This window comes from Synechococcus sp. R50.1 (assembly GCF_047462115.1).
GTDB lineage: Bacteria > Cyanobacteriota > Cyanobacteriia > Thermostichales > Thermostichaceae > Thermostichus.
Genome location: NZ_JANSIN010000047.1, coordinates 1 through 19487, shown reverse-complemented (window position 1 = coordinate 19487; position 19487 = coordinate 1). Strand labels below are relative to the sequence as shown.

Annotated in this window: 22 protein-coding genes; 8 read left to right on the top strand and 14 right to left on the bottom strand. The window is 59.0% G+C overall.

Translation table 11 applies throughout. The features are described 5' to 3' along the window. The first annotated feature begins 144 nt into the window (after nt 1-144). Entirely contained in the window at nt 145-1146 is a 1002-nt protein-coding gene (gene pheS, locus NW870_RS10785) for a phenylalanine--tRNA ligase subunit alpha (RefSeq protein ID WP_011432376.1), read from the top strand. A gap of 61 nt (nt 1147-1207) precedes the next feature. On the opposite strand, the gene NW870_RS10780 is transcribed toward pheS, so the two are convergent. From NW870_RS10780 to NW870_RS10720, 13 genes are all read right to left on the bottom strand, one after another. Continuing rightward, nucleotides 1208-1504: a PipX family protein gene (locus NW870_RS10780; RefSeq protein ID WP_011432377.1), complete on the bottom strand. Its 297-nt coding sequence runs from the start codon at nt 1502-1504 to the stop codon at nt 1208-1210. A 191-nt stretch (nt 1505-1695) separates the two neighbouring features. After that, nucleotides 1696-2271: a TIGR04376 family protein gene (locus NW870_RS10775; RefSeq protein ID WP_414329872.1), complete on the bottom strand. Its 576-nt coding sequence runs from the start codon at nt 2269-2271 to the stop codon at nt 1696-1698. A gap of 197 nt (nt 2272-2468) precedes the next feature. After that, on the bottom strand, nt 2469-3224 hold the full coding sequence (locus NW870_RS10770) for an ABC transporter ATP-binding protein (protein WP_011432379.1): 756 nt from the start codon (nt 3222-3224) through the stop codon (nt 2469-2471). Nucleotides 3225-3278: 54 nt separating this feature from the next. Next, the gene (locus tag NW870_RS10765; RefSeq protein WP_414375267.1) at nt 3279-5054 is read right to left on the bottom strand and encodes an MBL fold metallo-hydrolase; all 1776 of its coding nucleotides are present in this window, start codon (nt 5052-5054) and stop codon (nt 3279-3281) included. Nucleotides 5055-5310: 256 nt separating this feature from the next. Then, nucleotides 5311-6801, bottom strand: a complete 1491-nt coding sequence (locus NW870_RS10760) for a cellulose synthase (protein ID WP_414375266.1) — start codon at nt 6799-6801, stop codon at nt 5311-5313. Nucleotides 6802-7027: 226 nt separating this feature from the next. Then, entirely contained in the window at nt 7028-7297 is a 270-nt protein-coding gene (gene rpmA, locus NW870_RS10755; protein WP_011432382.1) for a 50S ribosomal protein L27, read from the bottom strand. Nucleotides 7298-7373: 76 nt separating this feature from the next. Further along, nucleotides 7374-7799, bottom strand: coding sequence for a 50S ribosomal protein L21 (gene rplU, locus NW870_RS10750; RefSeq protein ID WP_011432383.1), 426 nt, complete (start codon nt 7797-7799; stop codon nt 7374-7376). Between the two features lie 286 nt (nt 7800-8085). Further along, nucleotides 8086-8844: a photosystem reaction center subunit H gene (locus NW870_RS10745; protein WP_414375265.1), complete on the bottom strand. Its 759-nt coding sequence runs from the start codon at nt 8842-8844 to the stop codon at nt 8086-8088. A 36-nt stretch (nt 8845-8880) separates the two neighbouring features. Continuing rightward, entirely contained in the window at nt 8881-9162 is a 282-nt protein-coding gene (locus NW870_RS10740) for a chaperone modulator CbpM (RefSeq protein ID WP_011432385.1), read from the bottom strand. Beyond that, a complete protein-coding gene (locus tag NW870_RS10735) occupies nt 9159-10094 on the bottom strand; it encodes a DnaJ C-terminal domain-containing protein (RefSeq protein ID WP_011432386.1) in 936 nt (311 codons plus the stop codon). Before NW870_RS10735 ends, NW870_RS10740 begins: the two co-directional genes overlap by 4 nt. A 153-nt stretch (nt 10095-10247) precedes the next feature. Continuing rightward, a complete protein-coding gene (locus tag NW870_RS10730) occupies nt 10248-11009 on the bottom strand; it encodes a ChaB family protein (RefSeq protein ID WP_414332456.1) in 762 nt (253 codons plus the stop codon). A 258-nt stretch (nt 11010-11267) separates the two neighbouring features. After that, complete coding sequence (locus NW870_RS10725) at nt 11268-12122, bottom strand: M28 family peptidase (protein ID WP_414375263.1); 855 nt, start codon at nt 12120-12122, stop codon at nt 11268-11270. Further along, a complete protein-coding gene (locus tag NW870_RS10720; protein ID WP_414375262.1) occupies nt 12122-12901 on the bottom strand; it encodes an HAD family hydrolase in 780 nt (259 codons plus the stop codon). Before NW870_RS10720 ends, NW870_RS10725 begins: the two co-directional genes overlap by 1 nt. A 119-nt stretch (nt 12902-13020) precedes the next feature. Between NW870_RS10720 and lpdA the strand changes: the two genes are divergently transcribed. From lpdA to NW870_RS10695, 5 genes are all read left to right on the top strand, one after another. Next, nucleotides 13021-14403, top strand: coding sequence for a dihydrolipoyl dehydrogenase (gene lpdA, locus NW870_RS10715; RefSeq protein WP_414375269.1), 1383 nt, complete (start codon nt 13021-13023; stop codon nt 14401-14403). Between the two features lie 163 nt (nt 14404-14566). Next, nucleotides 14567-15895 (top strand): class I SAM-dependent methyltransferase, encoded by a 1329-nt coding sequence (locus tag NW870_RS10710; protein WP_414375260.1) that lies wholly within the window; start codon nt 14567-14569, stop codon nt 15893-15895. A 233-nt stretch (nt 15896-16128) separates the two neighbouring features. Further along, entirely contained in the window at nt 16129-16266 is a 138-nt protein-coding gene (locus tag NW870_RS10705) for a hypothetical protein (protein WP_011432392.1), read from the top strand. 85 nt (nt 16267-16351) lie between these two features. Further along, entirely contained in the window at nt 16352-17425 is a 1074-nt protein-coding gene (gene mutY, locus NW870_RS10700; RefSeq protein ID WP_414375268.1) for an A/G-specific adenine glycosylase, read from the top strand. Between the two features lie 100 nt (nt 17426-17525). After that, a complete protein-coding gene (locus NW870_RS10695) occupies nt 17526-17801 on the top strand; it encodes a hypothetical protein (RefSeq protein WP_011432394.1) in 276 nt (91 codons plus the stop codon). 63 nt (nt 17802-17864) lie between these two features. Here the strand turns inward: NW870_RS10695 and NW870_RS10690 are convergent, their stop codons facing one another. Further along, the gene (locus tag NW870_RS10690; RefSeq protein ID WP_011432395.1) at nt 17865-18197 is read right to left on the bottom strand and encodes a hypothetical protein; all 333 of its coding nucleotides are present in this window, start codon (nt 18195-18197) and stop codon (nt 17865-17867) included. A 153-nt stretch (nt 18198-18350) separates the two neighbouring features. On the opposite strand from NW870_RS10690, the gene rnc reads away from it, so the two are divergent. Continuing rightward, the gene (rnc, locus tag NW870_RS10685; protein WP_414375259.1) at nt 18351-19073 is read left to right on the top strand and encodes a ribonuclease III; all 723 of its coding nucleotides are present in this window, start codon (nt 18351-18353) and stop codon (nt 19071-19073) included. Further along, nucleotides 19070-19297, top strand: coding sequence for a hypothetical protein (locus tag NW870_RS10680; RefSeq protein ID WP_414375257.1), 228 nt, complete (start codon nt 19070-19072; stop codon nt 19295-19297). The genes rnc and NW870_RS10680 overlap by 4 nt, the downstream gene beginning before the upstream one ends. Nucleotides 19298-19487 lie beyond the last annotated feature (190 nt).

Genomic DNA, 19487 nt, shown 5'->3' with positions numbered 1-19487 from the left:
GGTAGTAATCCGTACTGAACATATTATACATTATTTTCAGTATAGTTGAGCTTATTATTGACTAGAGTCATGCTCCCTCCTGTGATACCTTTGTAGGGACTCCTCACAACCCCAGGGATCCCTTCTGCCCTTGGAATCGGCCCCATGCAAGACGAAAAAGACACGCTTCGCCAACAGCTTCTCACCCTGCAAAGCGAGGCCCTCGCCCAAGTGGAACAAGCTGACGGTCTGGAGGCTCTGGAACAGATCCGCATCGACTACCTGGGCAAGAAAGGTAAGCTCTCCAAAATCTTGGGGGGAATGGGGAAGCTGCCCCCAGAAGAACGGCCTGCCATTGGCGCTTTGGCCAACACCTTTAAAGAGGCCCTCCAATCCAGTCTGGAGCAGCGCAAACAGGCCCTTGGTGAAGCTCAACTGCTGGCCCGCCTAGAAGCAGAGCGCCTGGATGTCACTATGCCCGGGCCCCGTCGGCCTCTGGGGCGGATCCATCCGCTGCAGGCCACCATCGACCGCATGCTCGATATCTTTGTGGGAATGGGCTACACCGTGGTGCATGGGCCTGAGCTCGAGACGGAGTACTACAACTTCGAGGCCCTCAACACCCCTGCCGACCATCCGGCGCGGGATATGCAGGATACCCTCTACCTGGCCAATGGCTACCTGATGCGTACCCAAACCTCCTCGGTGCAGGTGCGCTACATGGAGCAACACCAGCCGCCGCTGCGCATTGTGCATGCCGGTCGGGTGATGCGCCGCGATACCGTGGATGCCACCCACTCCGCTGTGTTTCACCAGATGGAAATTTTGGCGGTGGGCGAGAACCTCACCTTTTCCGACCTGAAGGGCACCCTCAACACTTTCATCACCCGCCTATTGGGCAAGCGAGAAACCCGCTTTCGGCCCAGCTATTTTCCCTTTACCGAGCCTTCTGCTGAGATGGACGTGCGCTTTGGCTCGAAATGGCTGGAAATCTTCGGCTGCGGCATGGTGGATCCCAATGTATTTCAAGCGGTGGGCTACGACCCGGAGCGCTACACCGGATTTGCGGCAGGGATCGGCATTGAGCGGATGGCCATGCTCCTCCACGGCATTCAGGATATCCGCCTGTTTTATACCAGCGACCTGCGCTTTCTGTCTCAGTTTTAGGTGGCTATTGGGGGACGAAACCCTCACCCTCAGCCGTGCCAGACCTTCGAAAAAACCTCTTTCAGGAAAAGGTTTGCTTGTAGATCAACTGCAATTGTTCTAGCTCATCTTGGCGGGCAGCACGGCGCAGCAGGCGCATTTGCTCTTCGATGAGCTGGCGAGCCTCATTACGGCTAATCGGATCGAAGACCAACTCCTCCATGGCAGCAGGATCCCCGCTGTTATCCGGCGGCCTGAAGTAAACCCGAAAAAAGAGCCTTTGGGCGTAGAGAGTGGTGAAGAGAGCCTGATTTTCGTCGACCTGACACAGGCTGTAGAGCAGACCAAATGTGGGGTGATTCAGATACAACTCATTCATGCCCAATAGCGTATCACTCTTGGGGGAGAGGAGAGACTTTTCTTCCCGGTCGGTGCCAGAGAAAGTTCTGGAAATGATGTGGCTATGGCTCTTGAGACCAAGGGCTTAAATCACAAGTTCCGCCCAGCTCGATTTTGGCTGTTGCGACTGGATTCAACATTAGCAAACTAACAAGATTTTGGGTCAGGCTGTTACCGCCGCTGCTGTTCCCGCACCTTCCTCTTCGTGTCATTCAATTCGTTTTCCACCTCTAGCTGACGAAATTGCTCTTCCAATTCATCCCAAGCCTCGAAAGGTTTTCCCCAAGGGCTGAAATTCCGGTCCGGGTTGTCGATGCCTTTGGCTTGCGCGGCTCTTACCTCCTGCAGCTTAGCCTTCACTTCTTGGCGGCGCTGGCGAATCTGCGGCAGCAGGGCTTCCATTTGTTGGATTTTCTCCTTTTGGGCTTTCATTTGACCCCATAGCTGGCTGCCCCTCTCCAACAGCTCAGCCTCCCGGCGTCGCGCTCCTTCGGCCAGATCGGGACGATTGGCCCGCTGCGCCTTCTCAATGCGAAAGTGCCAGGTTTTAATCTCCTCGGCTAAGTTGAGAATGCTTTTTTGGAGAGCCTCCTCTTGGACGCGGCTTTCCTGCAACAGCTGCAGGGTATCCGATTCCTGCTGGCGCAACTGCTCATCGAGGGCTTGCAGCTCGATCTCGGGGTGGGCCCTGAGAAATTCCTCCAGGCGGGTTTCCAAAAATCGGATGATATCTTCGATCAGTTTCATCGATGGATCCTTTTCCCAAGCCCTCAGTTGCGTTTAGAGTAGCCTAAGCCGGGCCGTCCTAGATAGGGTCGTTTAAGACATTCCCTTTGACCTTCACCCAAAGGGAGAGGGAAGCTGGGGATCCATCCGGCACGCCAGTTCACCGCAACTGGGAACTCTCCTGAACCCAACTGCCCCCAGGCGGATCCCTGTCTTCCTCAATCCAGCAAACGGCCATCCCCAACCCGGATAATGCGCTGGGCGGCCTGGGCTACTTCAAGGTCATGGGTGACCACGACCAGGGTGATGCCCTGCCGGTGGAGCTCCGCAAAAAGGTTCAGCACTTCCTGGCCGGTATGGCTATCCAGAGCCCCAGTCGGCTCATCAGCCAGCAACAGTTGGGGTCGGTTGACAATGGCACGAGCAATCGCCACCCGCTGCTGCTGGCCGCCGGAGAGTTGGGCCGGACGCTGCTGCAGTTTGCTCCCCAAGCCCACTTGTTCTAGGGCTTGCTTGGCCCGCCGGCGTTGCTCCGGCTCCGGGATCCCAGCATAGGCCAAGGGCAGCATGACGTTCTCCAGCGCTGTCAGGACGGGCAGGAGATGGAACTGCTGGAAGACAAAGCCGATTTTTTGGTTGCGAATGTGGGCCAAATCGCGATCGGTCAGGGTGGAAACTTCCACCCCATCCAGCCAGTAGCGCCCTGAGCTGGGCCGATCCAAGCAGCCGATGAGGTTCATCAGGGTGGATTTGCCGGATCCAGAGGGCCCCATAATGGCGCAATACTCTCCCGGCTGGATCGCCAAGTCGATATCGTAGAGGGCCTGAAAACTGCCCTCCGGCAGTGGATAGACTTTGTTCACCCCAACCATCTGCACTACGGGCGGGCTGGCCGCAGCCAAGGCCTCGGCTGGGCGCTCCAGGGATCCGACCGGCCCACGGCGATGATTTGCCCAGGAATCTTGCTCAAGCATGGTTGGCACCGCGACTTGCCCCATTCTAGCCTTTGGGCTTCCCTGGCTTGACGGCTAACCGGAAGAGCGGATCTCCTGCGGCTGATGGTAGGGGCAGCTCCCCTGGGGATCCACCCTGAGGCGGTAGAGGGGAGAGCGTTCCTGATCGCAGCGAAAGGCTTGGGCTTGGGAAGTCAAGATCTGGCGGGCAAAGCGACAATTTTGGCACTTTTTGCCACCGTGATGACTGGATACAGAAGGCTGTTTTGGACGCGGCACGATCCCTGCTGGAGAAGGGGCAGCCTCTGCCGGGCGGATCAGCTCCCGTGGAGAAAGGCCGCGCAGCACCAGTTCGGATCCCTGCCAGCGGGCTTCCACCAGGCCGGTATCGGCCCAGGCCGGCCAACGGGGATCCTGGGTGATCTGGGGCGGCAGACGCACCTGTACCCCCGCCAAAGCCCGCGGCGAGCCCTGCTCCTGCCAAACTTCTTCCACCTCCCCCTCATAGCGCACAGCGGGATCCGTGACCTCGGCAGGAGAATCCGGGAGCTTGACCGGGGTTTGCAGGCGGCCGTCGGGTAGCTCCAGCCAATGTCCGGGCTGGGGGCAGTGGACATGGTAGCGATTGCACAGCTCCGGCAGATCCGCCAGATCCTGAGCCTGCTTGGGGTCGGCGTGAACCAAGACCAAATGCTGGGGGCGAAAGGTGTGGATGATCTGGGTGAGATGCCCGACATCGTTGTGGCTGTGCCAGGTTATCCATTCAACGGCAATGCGGGAGCGCAGCGGCGCCGGCCAACGCTCAAACGGGGTAGCCAGTTCCACCTCTGGCAGCCGCACCAGCAGACAGGAGCGCTGCGGTTGGGCCAGCAATCTCGACCAGATGGGATCCCAAGCCTCAGGCCCGGCATCGGCGTCGCACAGCAGCAAGCCTTGGGGCAGAGGATCCGCTTCGGTAAGGGGCTGAACCCGCGGCTGCAGGCGGTCTTCCCAGAACAAGGGCTGGTAGGTGGCGAAATTGCGCACCGGCTCCGGCAGGTAGGTGAGCAAGCGCTCGTAGAGATTGCAGCCTGCCGCCAGCCCCGGCGCCACCCATATCTTGAGCTCTTGGGGGGCTTGGGTAAAGCGGTGGTGGGCTTTGAGGAGAAAGATCAGCTCCTGCCCCAACCCCAACACTGGCAGGGGAAACAGCACCGTTTGCCCCGCTTCCAAGGCGCTGAGCAACCGCTCCACCAGGCGATTTTCCAGGTGACGACGGGGTGGATGGCGGGTGGATCCCAGCGAAGCCTCGATGAGCAACACGTCCGGCTGCCAGTGGCGCAAAGCAATGAGATCCAAGCCGGGGGCAAAGCGAGTTGAGGCCAGGGAACAGTCGCCCGTGTACACGCAGGCTTGGGCCGGAGTGGTTTGGGTATTTTGCAGCAGGGTTGCCGCCGCTCCCGGCAGATGCCCAGCCGCAAAGAAAGTGAGCATCAGATGGGGCAAAATCTCTCGCGCCCGGCCCAAAGGCAGCGCCCGAAAGGGGGGAAAGCGAATGTCCCGGTCGTAGCCTGGCCAAACGCCACACTCCCACAGACCAGCGGCCAAATGAGCAGTCACCGGCGTGGCGTAGAGAGGTACCTGAGGGTAACGACGATGAAAAGCAGGTAGCCCTTGCACATGGTCAAAGTGAGCATGGCTGCAGATTACCGCATCCGGGATCCCTGGCAGAGCCTTAAAGAGGGCAGGAGCGGGCAACCCGCAATCGAGAAGCAAACGGTGGGATCCCATCTCCAGCCAATAGGCACAGCCCTGCTGCCAGGGATCCGTACCCAGGGGGAGCAGTCGAAGGGGGGGTCTCTCTGACTCCACAGGTGTGTCGTTCTGAACCTAGAAGACCGCGTTCAATCCTGCAAACAGGAGGGGCGACTTGGCCAGGGATCCCCCCTCTCCACCGGTACACCTCCCCGGAGAGTTGGAGACAACCTGTGCCGATCCACTTATCCTACACTTCTCACAGCATAGCGTTTGCCCACCATCTGCCGCGGCAGCCTGCCATTTCATCCATGCAGCAGCTGAATGGATGTGGGGATTTGGTTTTGCGATGAACTTGTCTTGGCTTGGCAGCCTATGGGTCGGCGCTCTCTTCTGTCGCCGCAGCGGCGCTGCTGCTGGGAAAAGCAAAGCCGGCAAAATCGTGATCGTCGGGGCGCACCGTCAGGATCATCAGGTTGTAGAAGGCCCAGACCAAGCCAAACAGCAGCTCAGGCCAAGAGGGATCCCAACTGCCGGCAGAACGCAGGGATCCCACCCCCATAGCCAGAAAAGTCAGCACAATAGCCAGAGCCTGAGGTCCTAAGGAGAGCTGGGAAGGCTGCTCGGGATAGGGGGGCACTCCCTGCAGACTTTGCACCAGCGCCTGGATGGACTGAAAAAACTGGCTGCCCGTCTGCCGTTCCGACTGCCAAGCTGCCCCCCACAGATGGGGGGGAAAGGCCAAGAGCCAACTGATGCGCCCCAGGAGAGCATAAGGCAAAAACCACGCGAAGAAGACCCGGTCAAAGGCCGGCACCGGCATCCACCCCGTGCAGAGAAAGACCATCGGCACCGCCAAGTAGACCAGCTCCGCCATCCCACCGGCAGCCCAGAGGGCCAGCCACAGGTATTGAAAGCGCTGCTGCTGCGTGGTCGGCTTGCCCCAGAAGGGATTTTCCCTCAAGGCCGAAAACAAAGCCAGCAAAGCAACGCGGCGGTTGCGCAAGGGCAACAAAACACCCGTAACCTGGGTTTGGCGAACCAATTGAGACTGCCAGCCGCGGCAGTGCATCTGACACCCCAACTGCACAGGGCGACGAATGTCGATCCGCGGGATCCCTTCCAAAGCCTTGCGCCGGATGAGACAGCCAGAACCCAACAGGGGTGCCGCCTGGTAGCCCTGGGATCCCACCGCCAAGAGCTGCTGCAGTGGGTGAACGGCTCTGGGCTGGCCTAGGGTGCGCAGCATTGCCTGCACAAAGCCAGTTCGGTTGACAATGGGAGCCCGCTCCGGCGAGTCGTAAAAGTGGGGCAAGGTCTGCCACAGGAAGTCCCGCTCGAGAAAATGGCCCGGCTGCACCAGGAGCAGATACTCCCCTTGGATATGAGGGGATCCCATCGCGTAAGCCAGGGGGTCGGCTGTGGGGCTAGGGCAGGCCCAGTATTCGCAGGGAATGGCCCGGGCCGCCTTGGCCATCTCCTCATCCTCTACCCGATCCACAATGTGGACAAACAACCGCTCCCAAGGGTAGTCGAGGTGCAGAGCCGAAAGCACTGTTTGCCGGGTTGCCTCCAGAGAATCCCACTGGCGCAGCACCAGTACATCCACTCGCGGTAACTGGAAAAACGACCGCCGCAGGACCTCTGGGGATGGGATCGTCTCTCTCGGCACTTGGGGATAGCGGCTGAGGGTAAAGCCCACCGCCGCCAGCCAAACATACAGCTCTGCCCCCCAAAACAAAAGGGATCCCAAATCCATCAGCCCGGCTGTCAGTCGCCAGTAGAGGTACATCACCCCGGCAATGAGGTGAAGCAACCCTGCCCAGCGAAACAAATACACCCGCATCAGCTTTCTGCCTTCCACGCTTTTGCCATTTTCGCCCTCGAAGGGGCAGGGATCCCTAGCTCCTCTTCTCTTCCGGCTGGCCCCAATCCTCAAGAACGAAAAAAGTTCAGGAATCAGCAACAGCAAAACCCTGTCTGCTCTGGAGCAGACAGTTTTCAGCCCGGCAAGCAGCTTGGTCGACAGAAGCGAGAATCTTCTCTTGCGGAAGAAACTCTCCCAGGCAGTTTCAAAGCTGGGCCTTTCCCTACTGGGCAGCCACCTCAGCTGGGTAGACACTCACCTTTTGCCGCCACTTGCCATAGCGCTCAAAAGTCACAATGCCGGTGACCACAGAATACAAGGTGTCGTCGCCGCCGATGCGCACGTTCACCCCTGGGTGAAACTTGGTGCCCCGCTGCCTGACCAGAATGTGGCCGGGATGCACCAGCTCGCCCCCATAGCGCTTCACCCCCAGCCGCTTGGCATTGGAATCTCGACCGTTGCGAGTGCTGCCCGTTCCCTTCTTATGAGCCATAACGCCTCCTATGCAACTGCGTGATCAACAGAAACGAGATAAAAAAATCGGGATTCAGGACACCTGAGTTCAGAGTTTATTCCTCATCCGCAGGGATCCCTGTCGCCGCTGCCGAAGGGGCTGCCTCTGGGTTAGACTCTGGAGCCGCTTCCGTACGGGATGGTGCCGTGGCTAGGGGCACCCCATTGAGTTCAATAGACTCGATCAGCAGACGGGTCAGCGGTTGCCGATGACCCCTCTTTTTGCGGGTCTTTTTCTTTGGCCTCATCTTGTAAACGATGATTTTATCGCCGCGCCGATGCTGTAAAACCCGTGCCCTGACGACCGCCTCCGAAACGTAGGGATGCCCCAACGTGATTTGTCCCTCGTGGTTGATCAACAGCACACGAGACAAATCGAAGGGGCTGTTCTCCTCCACTTCCGCCAGGCGATCGACCTCGTAAAAACGCCCCGGCTCCACCCAAAGCTGCTTACCGCCGGTCTCCACAATTGCGTAAGTCATCCTTCTCCTCTGCCGTACAGGTGCCCTGCGGGGGTCTTGAAACCTGATCCGAGCATTGACAGCGATCCTAGATCGTAGCCGAAAAAGCCGCCGTCCGTCAGCTGGGTTTGGTCGAGGACTGGCTTGCAACAGTTCCGGTCGAGCAGTGGGACGGACTCCCCAAGCACCTCATGCTGTTGCCCCCCAGCCCCTTTCCCAGAGGAAGAGGGGAGTTGGGAAGCAGTTGGGAAGCAAATGTGCAGCATCTGAGGCGACCGCAGGCCAGAGGTTGCAGAGTCATTCTTTGCTATTCGGTCAGCTTCTCCCAAGCAGCCTGAAGGGCAGCCTGCATGCGCTGAGCGGCGCGGCTGAGGCGATGTTGCCAGGTTTCCCACTTGTGTTGCAGAAACTCTGCCGCCTCGTCCAGTAGGGAGAGATCGAACTTGCCCCCTTTGGCCAGCTCGTCCCGCACCTGCTTCACCTTAACGCGCACCACCTCCGGCGGATCCTGTGGGCCAACCAACGCCTTGAGGCGATCCCCCATGCGCTGGATAAGCTGTTTCACCTGCCGAGATTTTTCGCTCCAAAAGTTCTTTAAGCCTTCCGCTTCCGATTTCAGCCGCTGCGGAGCATCCTCCTTGACCACCACCGCGTCCACATCAATGGCTTCCACGTCCTCAGGCAGGAGAACGGCGCGCCCCCCCCAAGGCTCGGCAATGCTGCCACCCAGAATATAAGCGGCAATCGCTCCGGTCTCCCAGTCAAAGAGAAAATCCTCAATCCAGCCGACCTCTCGATTCCCAATGCGCACTGTGCGGCGGTAAAGAGAGCTGATGGGGGTTAGGGGGGTAGCAAAAACGGTAGAGTAGGTCAGCAGCGCGTCTGGCCCGATGAGAGAAACCTGCTCCAGGGGGGTGTACCCCTGCTGGCTGGTGAAGTAGCATACCCGCCCTGTTGGGTCAACCCAGATTTCTTCTACGGTACCCAAGGCGGTAGCAGTGCTGCCATCGAGGGCCAGCAGGCCCACCACTTGGCTACGTCGGATGATCTGTTCCATAGGGTTCATCGAAGTTTATCTCCTTGATGGGTTGGCTGGGCAGCCTCAAAATCCGCGGTAGTGGCGCAGTTGCCCCCTGAGCCGGGCAATTTCCTGAGCCATGTCCAAGACCATCGCTGCCCCCGTCCAGTTAAGCCCCAAGTCTCGGTGTAGGCGGCTCATTTGCAACAACCGCCTGAGCTGTTGGGGGGTCAGGTAGCTGCTCTCGGCCTCCACTAAGCCTTGGGCCAGCAGCCATTCCAGCAGGTGGGGAGGGATCCCCAGCAGTTCCGTGGCCTGCTCGAAGGTATAGAGCCGTTCTTCTACCCGCACAATGGCCAAACTCATAGACTCACCTCCTGCAAGTGGGCGCGGGGATCCCAGCTACGGCTTTGCCGCAGCTTTTCGTAGAGATCCCGTTCGGTCTGGGAAAGGGATTTGGGCGCCACCACCTTCAGCCGCACCAGCAGGTCGCTCCGCTGGCCTTGGGGATCCCGCCAGCCTTGGCCCCGCAGCCGCAGGGTTTGGCCGCTGTCTACCCCGGCAGGGATCCTCAGTTGCACGCGACCCGTAGGGGTGGGAACTTCCGCCGTCCCTCCCAAAGCCGCCTCGTCAGGAGTAATGGGCAGCTCGCAGAGCAGGTTGTCTCCGTCAAAGCGGAAGAAGGGATGGGGGGGCAGCTCCAAAGTGAGGTAGAGATCCCCTCTTGGCCCGCCAAAGGGGCTGACCTGGCCTTTGCCCTTGACGCGGATGCGACTGCCCGGCTTAGCGCCGGGGGGAATGCGGATAGTTAGCGTTTCTCCATCTAGGTTCAGCCGTTTCTGGGTGCCGTGGAAAGCTTCTGCCCAGCTGAGACCCAGAGTGCCCTCCACATCCTGCCCCGGCAAATCCACCGAAACAAACGGCCCAAAGCCGCCGGCGAAGCCCTGGAACCCGCTGCGGCGGGAGCCCATACGGCCCAGCAGCTCGTTGATAAACTCCTCGAAGCTGGCGTATTGGGCGAAGCCCTCCATGCCCGGCATTCCAGCAGCAGAACCAGTACCCACCCGCTGCCAGTACTGCCCAAACTGGTCGTAGCGCCGCCGCTTTTCCGGATCTGAGAGCACCTCGTAGGCTTCGTTGATCTCCTTAAAGCGTTCCTCTGCCGCCTTGTTGCCGGGGTTCACGTCGGGGTGATACTGGCGGGCCAGCTTGCGATAGACGCGCTTGATTTCCTCGGCAGAGGCATCTCTGCTGACGCCCAGGATCTTGTAATAATCCTTGAAGTCACTCGCAGCCATAGGCTCACCCCTGCAAGGTTAGGTTAGAGTTTTTCGGGCTATTCTCAGGATATAAGGTTGCAGCTAAAAAATTGGAGCAGACCCAGAACACGTACAGGCAGAGCGGCGAGATGGCGCTTTACTGTGCTCTCGCTACTTCGGAAACTTTTTGGGCTAGGGCTTGCGTTTGGAGAAGATCCCTTTCTCATCTCGTGTGAAAATTTGCTTGACCTTTTCCCAAGCTTTGAGGAGTGCATGGGTGGAGTTATTGCTCTCTTGTTTGGCTTGGTTGTAGGCTTCCACAAAGGTTTGCTGCGCTTCTTCCGAGAGGTCAGCGCGGATTTCCGGCGAGATGCTCTCTGGGGTTAAGTCTCCCTCTGGCTCACCGGGCAAGTTCAAGTCGGCAATGGAAACTTCCTCTCCGCCAGCACTCTGCAGCAGCCAGTAAATTTCGCCCGACTTCTCTTCCGGTACTTGCACCACCAACAAGAACTCGCCCGCCTGTACCCGGGTTTGGTAGATGGCGGCTTTCTCCTGCGGCATACCCAAGGCAATCAGGGCGGATCCCAGGCCCGCTCCCAGTGCTCCGTACAAAGCGCCGCCCGTTGCCCCCAACAAAGCGGCTCCCAGAGGCCCAGCGGCCACCACTGCCCCCAAAAAGGGAATGAACAGCACCCCCACGCCAGTGAGCAGCCCCAGCAGGGATCCGAACAGGGATCCATAGATGGCCCCATTGGTCAGACCGTCCAGAACCACCTCTTTGCGGGTGATAAACCCGGTAATTTTGGCTTCGGTTTGAAAGTTGCGGCCAATAATGGAGATGCAATCGTTGGGAATGCCACGGTTCAAAAGCCGCTGGATACACTCTTGCAGCTTGCCCTCTTCTTTGAAGGCGGCGGAAACACACTTTTTGGGAGCTTGGGCAAAAGCGCTCATACGCAATCTCCTGCTGAGTTTTACAGTGCCAAGGCAGGTTTTTTAACCTTTTCCCTGCTACTACTCTCGTCTTACTACTCTCGTCTATTGTCTCCCCTCTTCAGCAAAGGACTCGGTCGCAGAATCGCGAACCCCCTGGAGAAATCTCCGTACTGAGGATGCCAATTCCATCCTTACCCCTGGCCTCCTTCCAGGAGAGGGGAGTTGGGATTCAACGCACGCTACTTGCTGCCGGAATGACTGGGGGGTTTGGAGGAGCTACAGCAAGCGGATCCCGGCCATCAAGCCCTGGCAGACCCCCGTCAGGAAATCTGGATCTAGGGTTTCCAAGGTATCGCTCAGCTTGTGGTAGTGGGGGTTGCGCAAGAAAGCGGTGTCGGTAACCATAACGGCGGCGTAGCCCGCATCCCAAAAGGGGGAGTGATCGCTCAGGCGAGTGGCAGGTAGGATCAAGCCTCGCTGCCCGGCCAACAACCAACAGCAAGGGATCCCCGCTTTTTGAAAATCACGCTGCAGCTTGAGCAGATCCCCCCAGGTGGGCCAGTTGCCGATGAGACCGATGTAATCTCCCCGGTTGGGGTAGAGCTTCTCAAGGCCAGCGGGGTAGCGTTGGGATCCGGGGGTGGGATCCCGGTAGCCCAGCATTTCCAAAGACAGCATCAGCCGTAGGGATTGCCTCTGACGTTGAAGAAACTGGGCGTAAGCCCCACTGCCCACCATCCCCCGCTCCTCCAGGTCAAAAGCCACCAGCCACAGGGGGGAAGGGGCAGGGTTGGCGGCAAAATGGCGGGCCAATTCCAGCAACACCGCTATGCCGCTGGCGTTGTCGTCTGCTCCAGGGGTTGCCGGGGCAGCGTCAAAGTGGGCTCCGATGAGGATGGGTTGGCGGCCAGAACGGGATCCCGGCAATTTCAAGATCCAGTTGCGGTGCAGGCGGCCACCGGCCTCAAAGGGGAAGGACTCCAGGGATCCCCACTTAGAAAGCTGCTCTTGGATGTAGCGCTCCACTTGGCTATGGCCCAGGGGCGACCAGTCGGGATCCCGGGGCTGGGCCACTTGCTGCAGATGGGCCTCTAGGCGCTGCTGCAGGTCTGGGAGCTCTGCTGCTGACATCAGTTTCCCACCTCAGAGGGAATGGCTTGGGCATGGACTTGGCAGGCCAACTCCAGGGTGAAGTAGCGGTGGGATCCCACCGTTCCCGCCAACACCTGAAACGGATCCTCAGGCTCCCCCAGGTGATCCAGCACCAGAGCCGCCCCGGAAAAATCCTGATCCCGGGTATAGTCGTTTACCGTCACCACAGTGGGAATACCGGCCTGCTGGGCCGAGCGCAGCCCATTCTCCGAGTCTTCAAAGGCCAGGCAGGCCTGGGGGGGCAGCCCCATCTGTTCCAGGGTGTAGAAGTAGATGTCGGGGGCGGGCTTTTTGGCGGGGACAATATCGCCGGCAGCGATCACTTCAAACCAGCTCAGGCTCTCCGGCAGCGCGTGCTCCAAAAGGGCCGTCACGTTTTCCGGCGTGGTGGTGGTGGCAATGGCTAGACGGATCCCAGCAGCTCTGGCCTCCTGCAGGAGGCGCTTCACCCCTGGGCGGAGTGGGATCCCCCCTTGGGCCAATAGGGCAGTGTAGTGGCGGGTTTTGGCCTGGTGCAGCCGGGCAATGAGGGCATTTAAATCTTCACCAGGGGGTAGCGGCGGCTGGCAGGTTGCAACGAAATGGCGAATGCGCTCTTTGCCCCCCGTAATGGCCAGGAGTTGGCCGTAGAGCTCCACCGACCAGTGCCAGTCCAGCCCTGCCTCGGCAAAGGCAGCGTTAAAGGCCACGCGATGACCATCCCGCTCCGTGTCCGCCAGCGTGCCGTCCACATCGAAGATCAAAGCTTGGAGTGTCATGTGTACCCCCACCCGCCTACAAGCGACTCTATGCTACTGCATGGCTTGGGTGCCCCTAGCCAGGTTTCTGGGAAGGCCGACAAGATGAGAGAATGAAGCACCGGTTATCCAATCTCGCCATGAGCTTCGATTTTGACGTAATCATCATCGGTGCCGGCGTCGGCGGCCACGGCGCTGCTTTACATGCGGTCGAATCTGGCCTGAAGACCGCCATCGTTGAAGGTGCAGAAATGGGCGGCACCTGCATCAACCGCGGCTGCATCCCCTCCAAGGCTCTGCTGGCCGCCTCAGGACGCCTGCGGGAACTGCAACATAGCTCTGGGCTGGGCATCCAAGTGGGATCCCTTCAGGTGAACCGAGAGGCTATTGCCAATCATGCTGCCCAAGTGGTGGAGAAGATCCGCGCCGACATGACTCGCTCGCTGGAGAAGCTGGGGGTAACAATCCTGAGAGGGCGAGGCAAGTTGGTGGCACCCCAGCAGGTGGAAGTCCAGGAAGAGAAGGGATCCCACACCTACACGGCACAGGATGTCATTCTCGCGACGGGCTCCCGCCCCTTTGTGCCCCCTGGCATCGAGGTGGATGGCCGGACGGTGTTCACCAGCGACGAGGCGGTGCGGCTGGAGTGGATCCCGGAGCGCCTAGCGATTATCGGCAGCGGCTACATTGGCCAGGAGTTTGCCGACATCTACACTGCCTTGGGATCCCAGGTCATCCTCATCGAAGCCCTGGAGACCCTGATGCCGGCCTTTGACCCCGATATTGCCCGCCTGGCCCAGCGGGTGCTGATTAAGCCCAGGCAAATCCAGACCTACGTGGGGATCACGGCCAAGCAGGTGATCCCTGGCCAGCCAGTAACGATTCACCTCTCCAACGGCGAGACGCTGCAGGTGGATGGCTGCTTGGTGGCTGCCGGTCGGATCCCGGTCTCAGAGGGGCTGGGCTTGGCCGAGCTGGGCATCGACACCGGCGAACGGGGGTTCATCCCCGTCGATAGCCGCATGGCCACCGATTTGCCTCACCTCTGGGCCATTGGGGATGTGACAGGCAAAATGATGTTGGCTCACGCGGCGGCAGCTCAGGGGAGAGTGGCCGTGGAAAACATCTGTGGCCGTACTGCCTACATGGACTACCTCAGCATCCCGGCCGCGGTGTTCACCCACCCGGAAATGGGTTTTGTGGGGCTGACCGAACCTCAGGCCAAGGAGGAAGGCTACAGCGTGGGCACGGTGCGCACCTACTTTGGCGGCAACTCCAAGGCCATTGCTTCGGGAGAGACAGAGGGCATGGTCAAGCTGGTCTTTGACAAGAGCACCGGCCTACTGCTGGGATCCCACATCTTGGGGGCACATGCAGCGGATTTGATCCACGAGGCGGCTCAGGCCATTGCTCGCCGGGCCACGGTGCGAGAACTGGCCGGCTTGGTGCACGTTCACCCCACCTTGGCAGAGACGCTGGAGGAAGCCTACAAGCGGGCAACTCACGCTCTGGCAGGGCCTTAGCCAACGGCTCGGCAGAGGGTCGCCTGCCTCACTCGGTTTTGTGAGGACTCCGTCCCGCCCGCTCTGCCTCCGGCGGGGTTTACAACCAGGCTGTGAAGGGCCAGGTTCTCAGACGGGCAACCCAGCAAGATCTCCCGGCTCAAAGCGTCAAGAAGACCTTAGGATGGGGGGGAACGCGTGGGAGGAAGTGCTTTTGGTGAGCGAAGCCGAGATTACCCAGGCAGTGCAGGCCCAGTACGAGACGTTCCCCTATCCTCCTATTCCTTACGACCGGCCCTTTGAGGGCTTCTCCAGTCTGGGCAGCTATACCTTGGCGCAGTACGCCCGCACCCGCACCTTGCAAGAGCCCACAGGATCCAGGTTTTTGGTGGCCGGGTGTGGCACCGGCTGGGAAGTGCATGGCATTGCCGCCAGCAACCCCGGCTATGGGTCGGTGGTCGGGATCGACATCAGCCGCCCGGCCCTAGAGATTGCCCAGAAGCGAATTAAGCACCACGGCCTGCGCAACTGCTCTGTGCAGTACGGGGATCTGCTGGATCCCTCTACTTGGCCCGAAGGCAGCTTCGACATGATCAGCTCCTACGGCGTGATTCACCACACTGCAGATCCGGTGAAGGCTTTGAGCAATCTGGCATCGCGGTTGGCTCCCGATGGGGTGATGGCGCTGATGCTCTACAACCGTTCAGGCCGTTGGCATCTGTACCGCATTCGGCGAGCCTTGGAGTTGTTGGGCATCACCCCACCTGCAACCCCAGAAAAGATCGAATTTGTGCGGCAACTGCTGAAGGGAGCCAGCCCCAATTCCCTTTTGGCCAAGCACGCCAAGGCTCACCAAGAATACTATGGACAAGATGAAAACATTGTCGATAATTTCTTCCATGCCAATGATATTCCTTTCGACATCGGCGAGATTCCCGACTTGCTTGCCCAAGCCGGGCTGGAGTTTATCGATGTCGCCCCCTACTCGGACTATTGGAATGCCAGGCCGTTGATTGCCGCCACCCACCCGGAGTTCCATCGCCGCTACGAGGCCCTTGCTCGCATTGACCAACTGCGGGTCATGGAGTATCTGGAGCCTCTGTATCACACGCAAAATCTCTTCTGGTGTTGCCATCAAGGGAAAAAGGTGGACCACTGGGATCCCTTTACAGTCGAATTTTTTAAGAGCTCCCGCTGGCAACTCAACCCCTTGTTTGTCCGCTATGGCAGCGTGCGCTACTGGGATCAAAAAATCCCCTTTTCAGATCTGTTGGGCAAGCTGGATCCGGCCCAGATCCTGACCCAGAAGATGGATATTTTCTGGCCTATCGCCCGGATCCCTGGCAAGATGATAGCCTCTACCCGCTACCAGGTGGTGGAGCTGCTGCTGCCCTTGGCCAATCAAGCCCGTTCTGGCGCTGAGATCCTGGCTGCCCATGAAGAGAGAGCCGACCACCTCCTCAACCTATTTCGACAGTGGGAAGCAGACCGGTTAGTCCTGCGGGTTGCCTAGCTTCTGGTTATTCCAAACAGTCCAAATCACCAGGGTCAAAGTCTGTTCCATGCTAAGGTTGTATCATGCATGACCGAGGACGGTGCTTCTCCCCAGGCATGTTTGCGCCGGCGGTGCGGAGCACCTCTACTGGGACATCTTCGCCACAGCTTTCCCTGTGAATAGAGCTGGCAGATCTGGATCCCGATCAACATCCCTGACAACCCCAACGCCAGAGCTGGTAGGAGGCAAGGATGGCTGACTACAATCGCGGCATTATGAAGTTCAAGGGGGCGGATAGCCCAATTGTCGTTTTGATCTCGGCAGGGATTGTGGCCGGTGTGGTTTCGGCCCTGATCTGGTGGGCTTTGCACTTTGCTTACGCGGCTTGAGTCTCAGCCCATATCAGAAGCCGAGGTCAGTTCTTCCTACATTGCCAGCCTTCCGAGCAAAGGAGGGGAGTGGGACGAGGCTTTCTTGCAACGCTTGCGGCAGTCTCTTCAGCGTTGGTACCGTGAACACGGGCGGGATCTGCCCTGGCGCCGCACCCGGGATCCCTACGCCATTTGGGTTTCGGAAGTGATGTTACAGCAAACCCAGGTGGCAACGGTCATTCCCTACTTTCAGCGCTGGATGCAGACCCTGCCCGGGATCCCAGCATTGGCGGCAGCCCCCCAGCAGCAGGTGCTGAAACTGTGGGAGGGCCTAGGCTACTACCGGCGGGCCCTGAACTTGCACAAAGCTGCCCAAATTTTGATGCGGGAGCGAAACGGTGAGTTCCCCAGGGATCTGGAGCAGGTGTTGGCTCTGCCGGGGATCGGGCGCACCACAGCCGGCGGCATTCTCAGCGCTGCCTTCGATCAGCCTTTGCCCATTTTGGATGGCAACGTCAAGCGGGTGCTGGCTCGCTTGGTGGCTTTGCAGCAGCCTCCGTCCCAGTGTCTGTCCCTGCTGTGGCAGCTTTCCGAGCAATTGTTGGATCCCGTGCAGCCGCGGGCTTTTAACCAAGCCCTGATGGATTTGGGGGCTACCGTCTGTCGTCCCAAAAAGCCTCACTGTGGCCGGTGCCCTTGGCAAGCGGATTGCAGCGCCTACAATCGAGGTCAACACCAACAATTGCCTATGTCTGCACCCCGTGCCTCCCGTCCTCATAAGCAAATCGCGGTTGCCATTGTTCTGCGGGGAAAAGAAATCCTTATCGATCGACGACTGGAAAGCTCAATGCTCAGCGGGCTGTGGGAGTTTCCCGGAGGCAAAATCGAGCCGGGAGAAACGGCTGCCGAGTGTGTAGTACGGGAGGTAAAAGAAGAAATCGGCATTGATATCGAGGTGGTCGCGCCGCTAGCCACCGTCGAACATGCCTACACCCATTTCACCGTTACTCTTATTGCTTTTATCTGCCGCTACCTGGGCGGAGAAGCCCAAGCCCTGCAATGTAGTGAGGTGCGCTGGGTTAGCCCGGCGGAACTGTCGGAATTTCCCTTCCCGGGAGCCAATCAAAAGTTGTTTCCCCACTTGCATGCTTGGCTGGCGGAGCATGGCAACCCATGATGAACCCACCCAATCCGCCAAATGGCTTAGACCCTTCTGGAACGTTTGCCCCAAGACATTCGATAGGATAGTAGATGTCCTGCTGCCGTGAGCTACGGATATGCTTGTCACTCTGGAAAAAGCTGGGGAGATTCTGGCTAAGGGATCCCATACAGCCATCACAACCACAGATGGCAAGATCGCGCTGGTGCCCAAGGGAAAAGAAACCCTCAAACTGACGGCCAACGAAGCCATTAACCTAATGTTTTACGTCGTCCGCTCCGCTGAACCGGCAGAGACGGTGATGGCCCAACTGGAGGAGGCAGTTGCCAAAGCTCAAGCCCCCGATCCAGCCGAGGAACGGGCCAGAAAATATCGAGAACTTCGTGGCATCTAAACGGATGGGCACTCGTGCCGGTTGGATCCCTTCGCAAACTGGAGAGAGACCCCAAAACAAAGATTAAAAGCAGGAGGAGCTAAGGGCGACGAACTTTCCATCGGTGGTCCACCCCAGCAACATTGGCTCCTGCGGTTGAATGGCCCGTCCGGTGAGAGCACAGCATTGGGCTTGGTGGGCCGTGGCCGGGAAGCTGGCCCGAATATCCTCAGGACTGAGGGTGGCAGCCCCTTGAGAGTGACGCAGGACATAACTCCAAAGAATTTCCCGTATGAGGGCCTGGTAACCCTGATTTCCGGCCAACGCCTTCAGTCGCTGCTTCAGCTCACGTTCCAGCCGAATGCTGGTCACTTCCATCTGGGTCGTGGGAATGGGGGAATTGGCGCGAATGGGCATGCAGGGATCCTCCCTCGAAAAGCCTATACTACTCCTGTAGCATAGCTGGCTTACCGCCTGAGCGGGGATCCCGGCCTGGGTGAGATGGCTCAGGTCAAAATGGTTGCAAGCTGTGCAGTTCTGACCGCTGAGGCAACGTCAGCACCTGAGTGTATGGTTGAGTTGATCCCGCCCCGTCGCCGTGCCTTGGAGCATTTGCTGGCCCGCCTTGGATTCAGGGATCCGGCTTTGCTGGAGCAGCTGCGCTGGGATCTGCTGGATCAGGCTCTGATTCACCCTTCTCTGGATGGCCGACGGAACAACGATCGGCTGGAGTTGTTGGGGGATTCTGTCCTGCGGATTTTGGTTACGGAATTCTTGTTTCAGTCCTATCCCCATCTGTCGGTGGGAGAGCTGACCGCGATTCGCTCCGACCTGACCAGCGATGCTTACCTGGCAGAACTGGCGGATCTGCACGGCTTGGATCGCTACCTCGAGGTGGGATCCAGCTCTCAAAACGACTTGGCCGGACGGGGTCGGCGGCTGGCGGATGCTTTCGAGGCTCTGCTTGGGGCTTTTTATCTCAGTTGGGGTATTTACACGCTGCCCAAGCTGCATCCCTGGCTGGATCCCTATCTACACCGGCGAGTGGAGCAGTGGTTTCAAGACCCCACTCGGCGCAACCCCAAAGCAGCCCTGCAAGAACTCACCCAACGCCTTTGGGGCAGCCTGCCGGAATACCGCCTGGTGGCCGCCCAGGAACATCCCCCCCATTTCACCATGGAAGTCTGGGGGCAAGGACGGTGCTGGGGTCGCGGTGAAGGTCGCTCAAAAAAGGCTGCGGAAATGGCCGCCGCTGCCCAAGCCTACAAACACTTGCAGTCGGAGCAGACATGAGAGGCAGCCACCGCTACGAGTTGGCCAGTTGGTTGTTTTTGCTGGGGAGCAGCCTGTTTGCGGTGAGCGAGGTGATGACCTTGGGCAGTGACCCCTCTCTGTGGGATCCAGCAGCTCCAGCCTTTCTCAATCTCAAGGTTGTCCAAACCCTGCTGGGGATAGGAGCCAGCCTCCTGTTCGTCGTAGGTAGTGCTCTGTTTATCCTCGATGCCCGTCACCGCTGAGAAGCGCCCCTTATCCAGCAACCACAATAGCCCTTCTCCGAGAGCGGAGAGAGGCGAATCAGATGAGAAGCTTGCTAATAAGGACTTCTTCCGGCTACGGGATCCGCAGGCGAGAGCATGACTCTAGTCAATGATACGCTGGACTATACTGAAAATAATGTACAGTATGTTCAGTATGGCTGCTTGGTAT

Bases quoted from the DNA above. Each gene is read 5' to 3' on its own strand.
- NW870_RS10720 (WP_414375262.1), bottom strand. From the start codon at position 12,901: ATGACACTCCAAGCTTTGATCTTCGATGTGGACGGCACGCTGGCGGAC.
- NW870_RS10725 (WP_414375263.1), bottom strand. From the start codon at position 12,122: ATGTCAGCAGCAGAGCTCCCAGACCTGCAGCAGCGCCTAGAGGCCCAT.
- NW870_RS10745 (WP_414375265.1), bottom strand. From the start codon at position 8,844: ATGAACCCTATGGAACAGATCATCCGACGTAGCCAAGTGGTGGGCCTG.
- NW870_RS10740 (WP_011432385.1), bottom strand. From the start codon at position 9,162: ATGAGTTTGGCCATTGTGCGGGTAGAAGAACGGCTCTATACCTTCGAG.
- NW870_RS10730 (WP_414332456.1), bottom strand. From the start codon at position 11,009: ATGAGCGCTTTTGCCCAAGCTCCCAAAAAGTGTGTTTCCGCCGCCTTC.
- rpmA (WP_011432382.1), bottom strand. From the start codon at position 7,297: ATGGCTCATAAGAAGGGAACGGGCAGCACTCGCAACGGTCGAGATTCC.
- NW870_RS10775 (WP_414329872.1), bottom strand. From the start codon at position 2,271: ATGAAACTGATCGAAGATATCATCCGATTTTTGGAAACCCGCCTGGAG.
- NW870_RS10680 (WP_414375257.1), top strand. From the start codon at position 19,070: ATGAGAGGCAGCCACCGCTACGAGTTGGCCAGTTGGTTGTTTTTGCTG.
- pheS (WP_011432376.1), top strand. From the start codon at position 145: ATGCAAGACGAAAAAGACACGCTTCGCCAACAGCTTCTCACCCTGCAA.
- NW870_RS10735 (WP_011432386.1), bottom strand. From the start codon at position 10,094: ATGGCTGCGAGTGACTTCAAGGATTATTACAAGATCCTGGGCGTCAGC.
- NW870_RS10780 (WP_011432377.1), bottom strand. From the start codon at position 1,504: ATGAATGAGTTGTATCTGAATCACCCCACATTTGGTCTGCTCTACAGC.
- rnc (WP_414375259.1), top strand. From the start codon at position 18,351: ATGGTTGAGTTGATCCCGCCCCGTCGCCGTGCCTTGGAGCATTTGCTG.
- rplU (WP_011432383.1), bottom strand. From the start codon at position 7,799: ATGACTTACGCAATTGTGGAGACCGGCGGTAAGCAGCTTTGGGTGGAG.
- NW870_RS10695 (WP_011432394.1), top strand. From the start codon at position 17,526: ATGCTTGTCACTCTGGAAAAAGCTGGGGAGATTCTGGCTAAGGGATCC.
- NW870_RS10705 (WP_011432392.1), top strand. From the start codon at position 16,129: ATGGCTGACTACAATCGCGGCATTATGAAGTTCAAGGGGGCGGATAGC.
- NW870_RS10710 (WP_414375260.1), top strand. From the start codon at position 14,567: ATGGGGGGGAACGCGTGGGAGGAAGTGCTTTTGGTGAGCGAAGCCGAG.
- NW870_RS10690 (WP_011432395.1), bottom strand. From the start codon at position 18,197: ATGCCCATTCGCGCCAATTCCCCCATTCCCACGACCCAGATGGAAGTG.
- lpdA (WP_414375269.1), top strand. From the start codon at position 13,021: ATGAGCTTCGATTTTGACGTAATCATCATCGGTGCCGGCGTCGGCGGC.
- NW870_RS10770 (WP_011432379.1), bottom strand. From the start codon at position 3,224: ATGCTTGAGCAAGATTCCTGGGCAAATCATCGCCGTGGGCCGGTCGGA.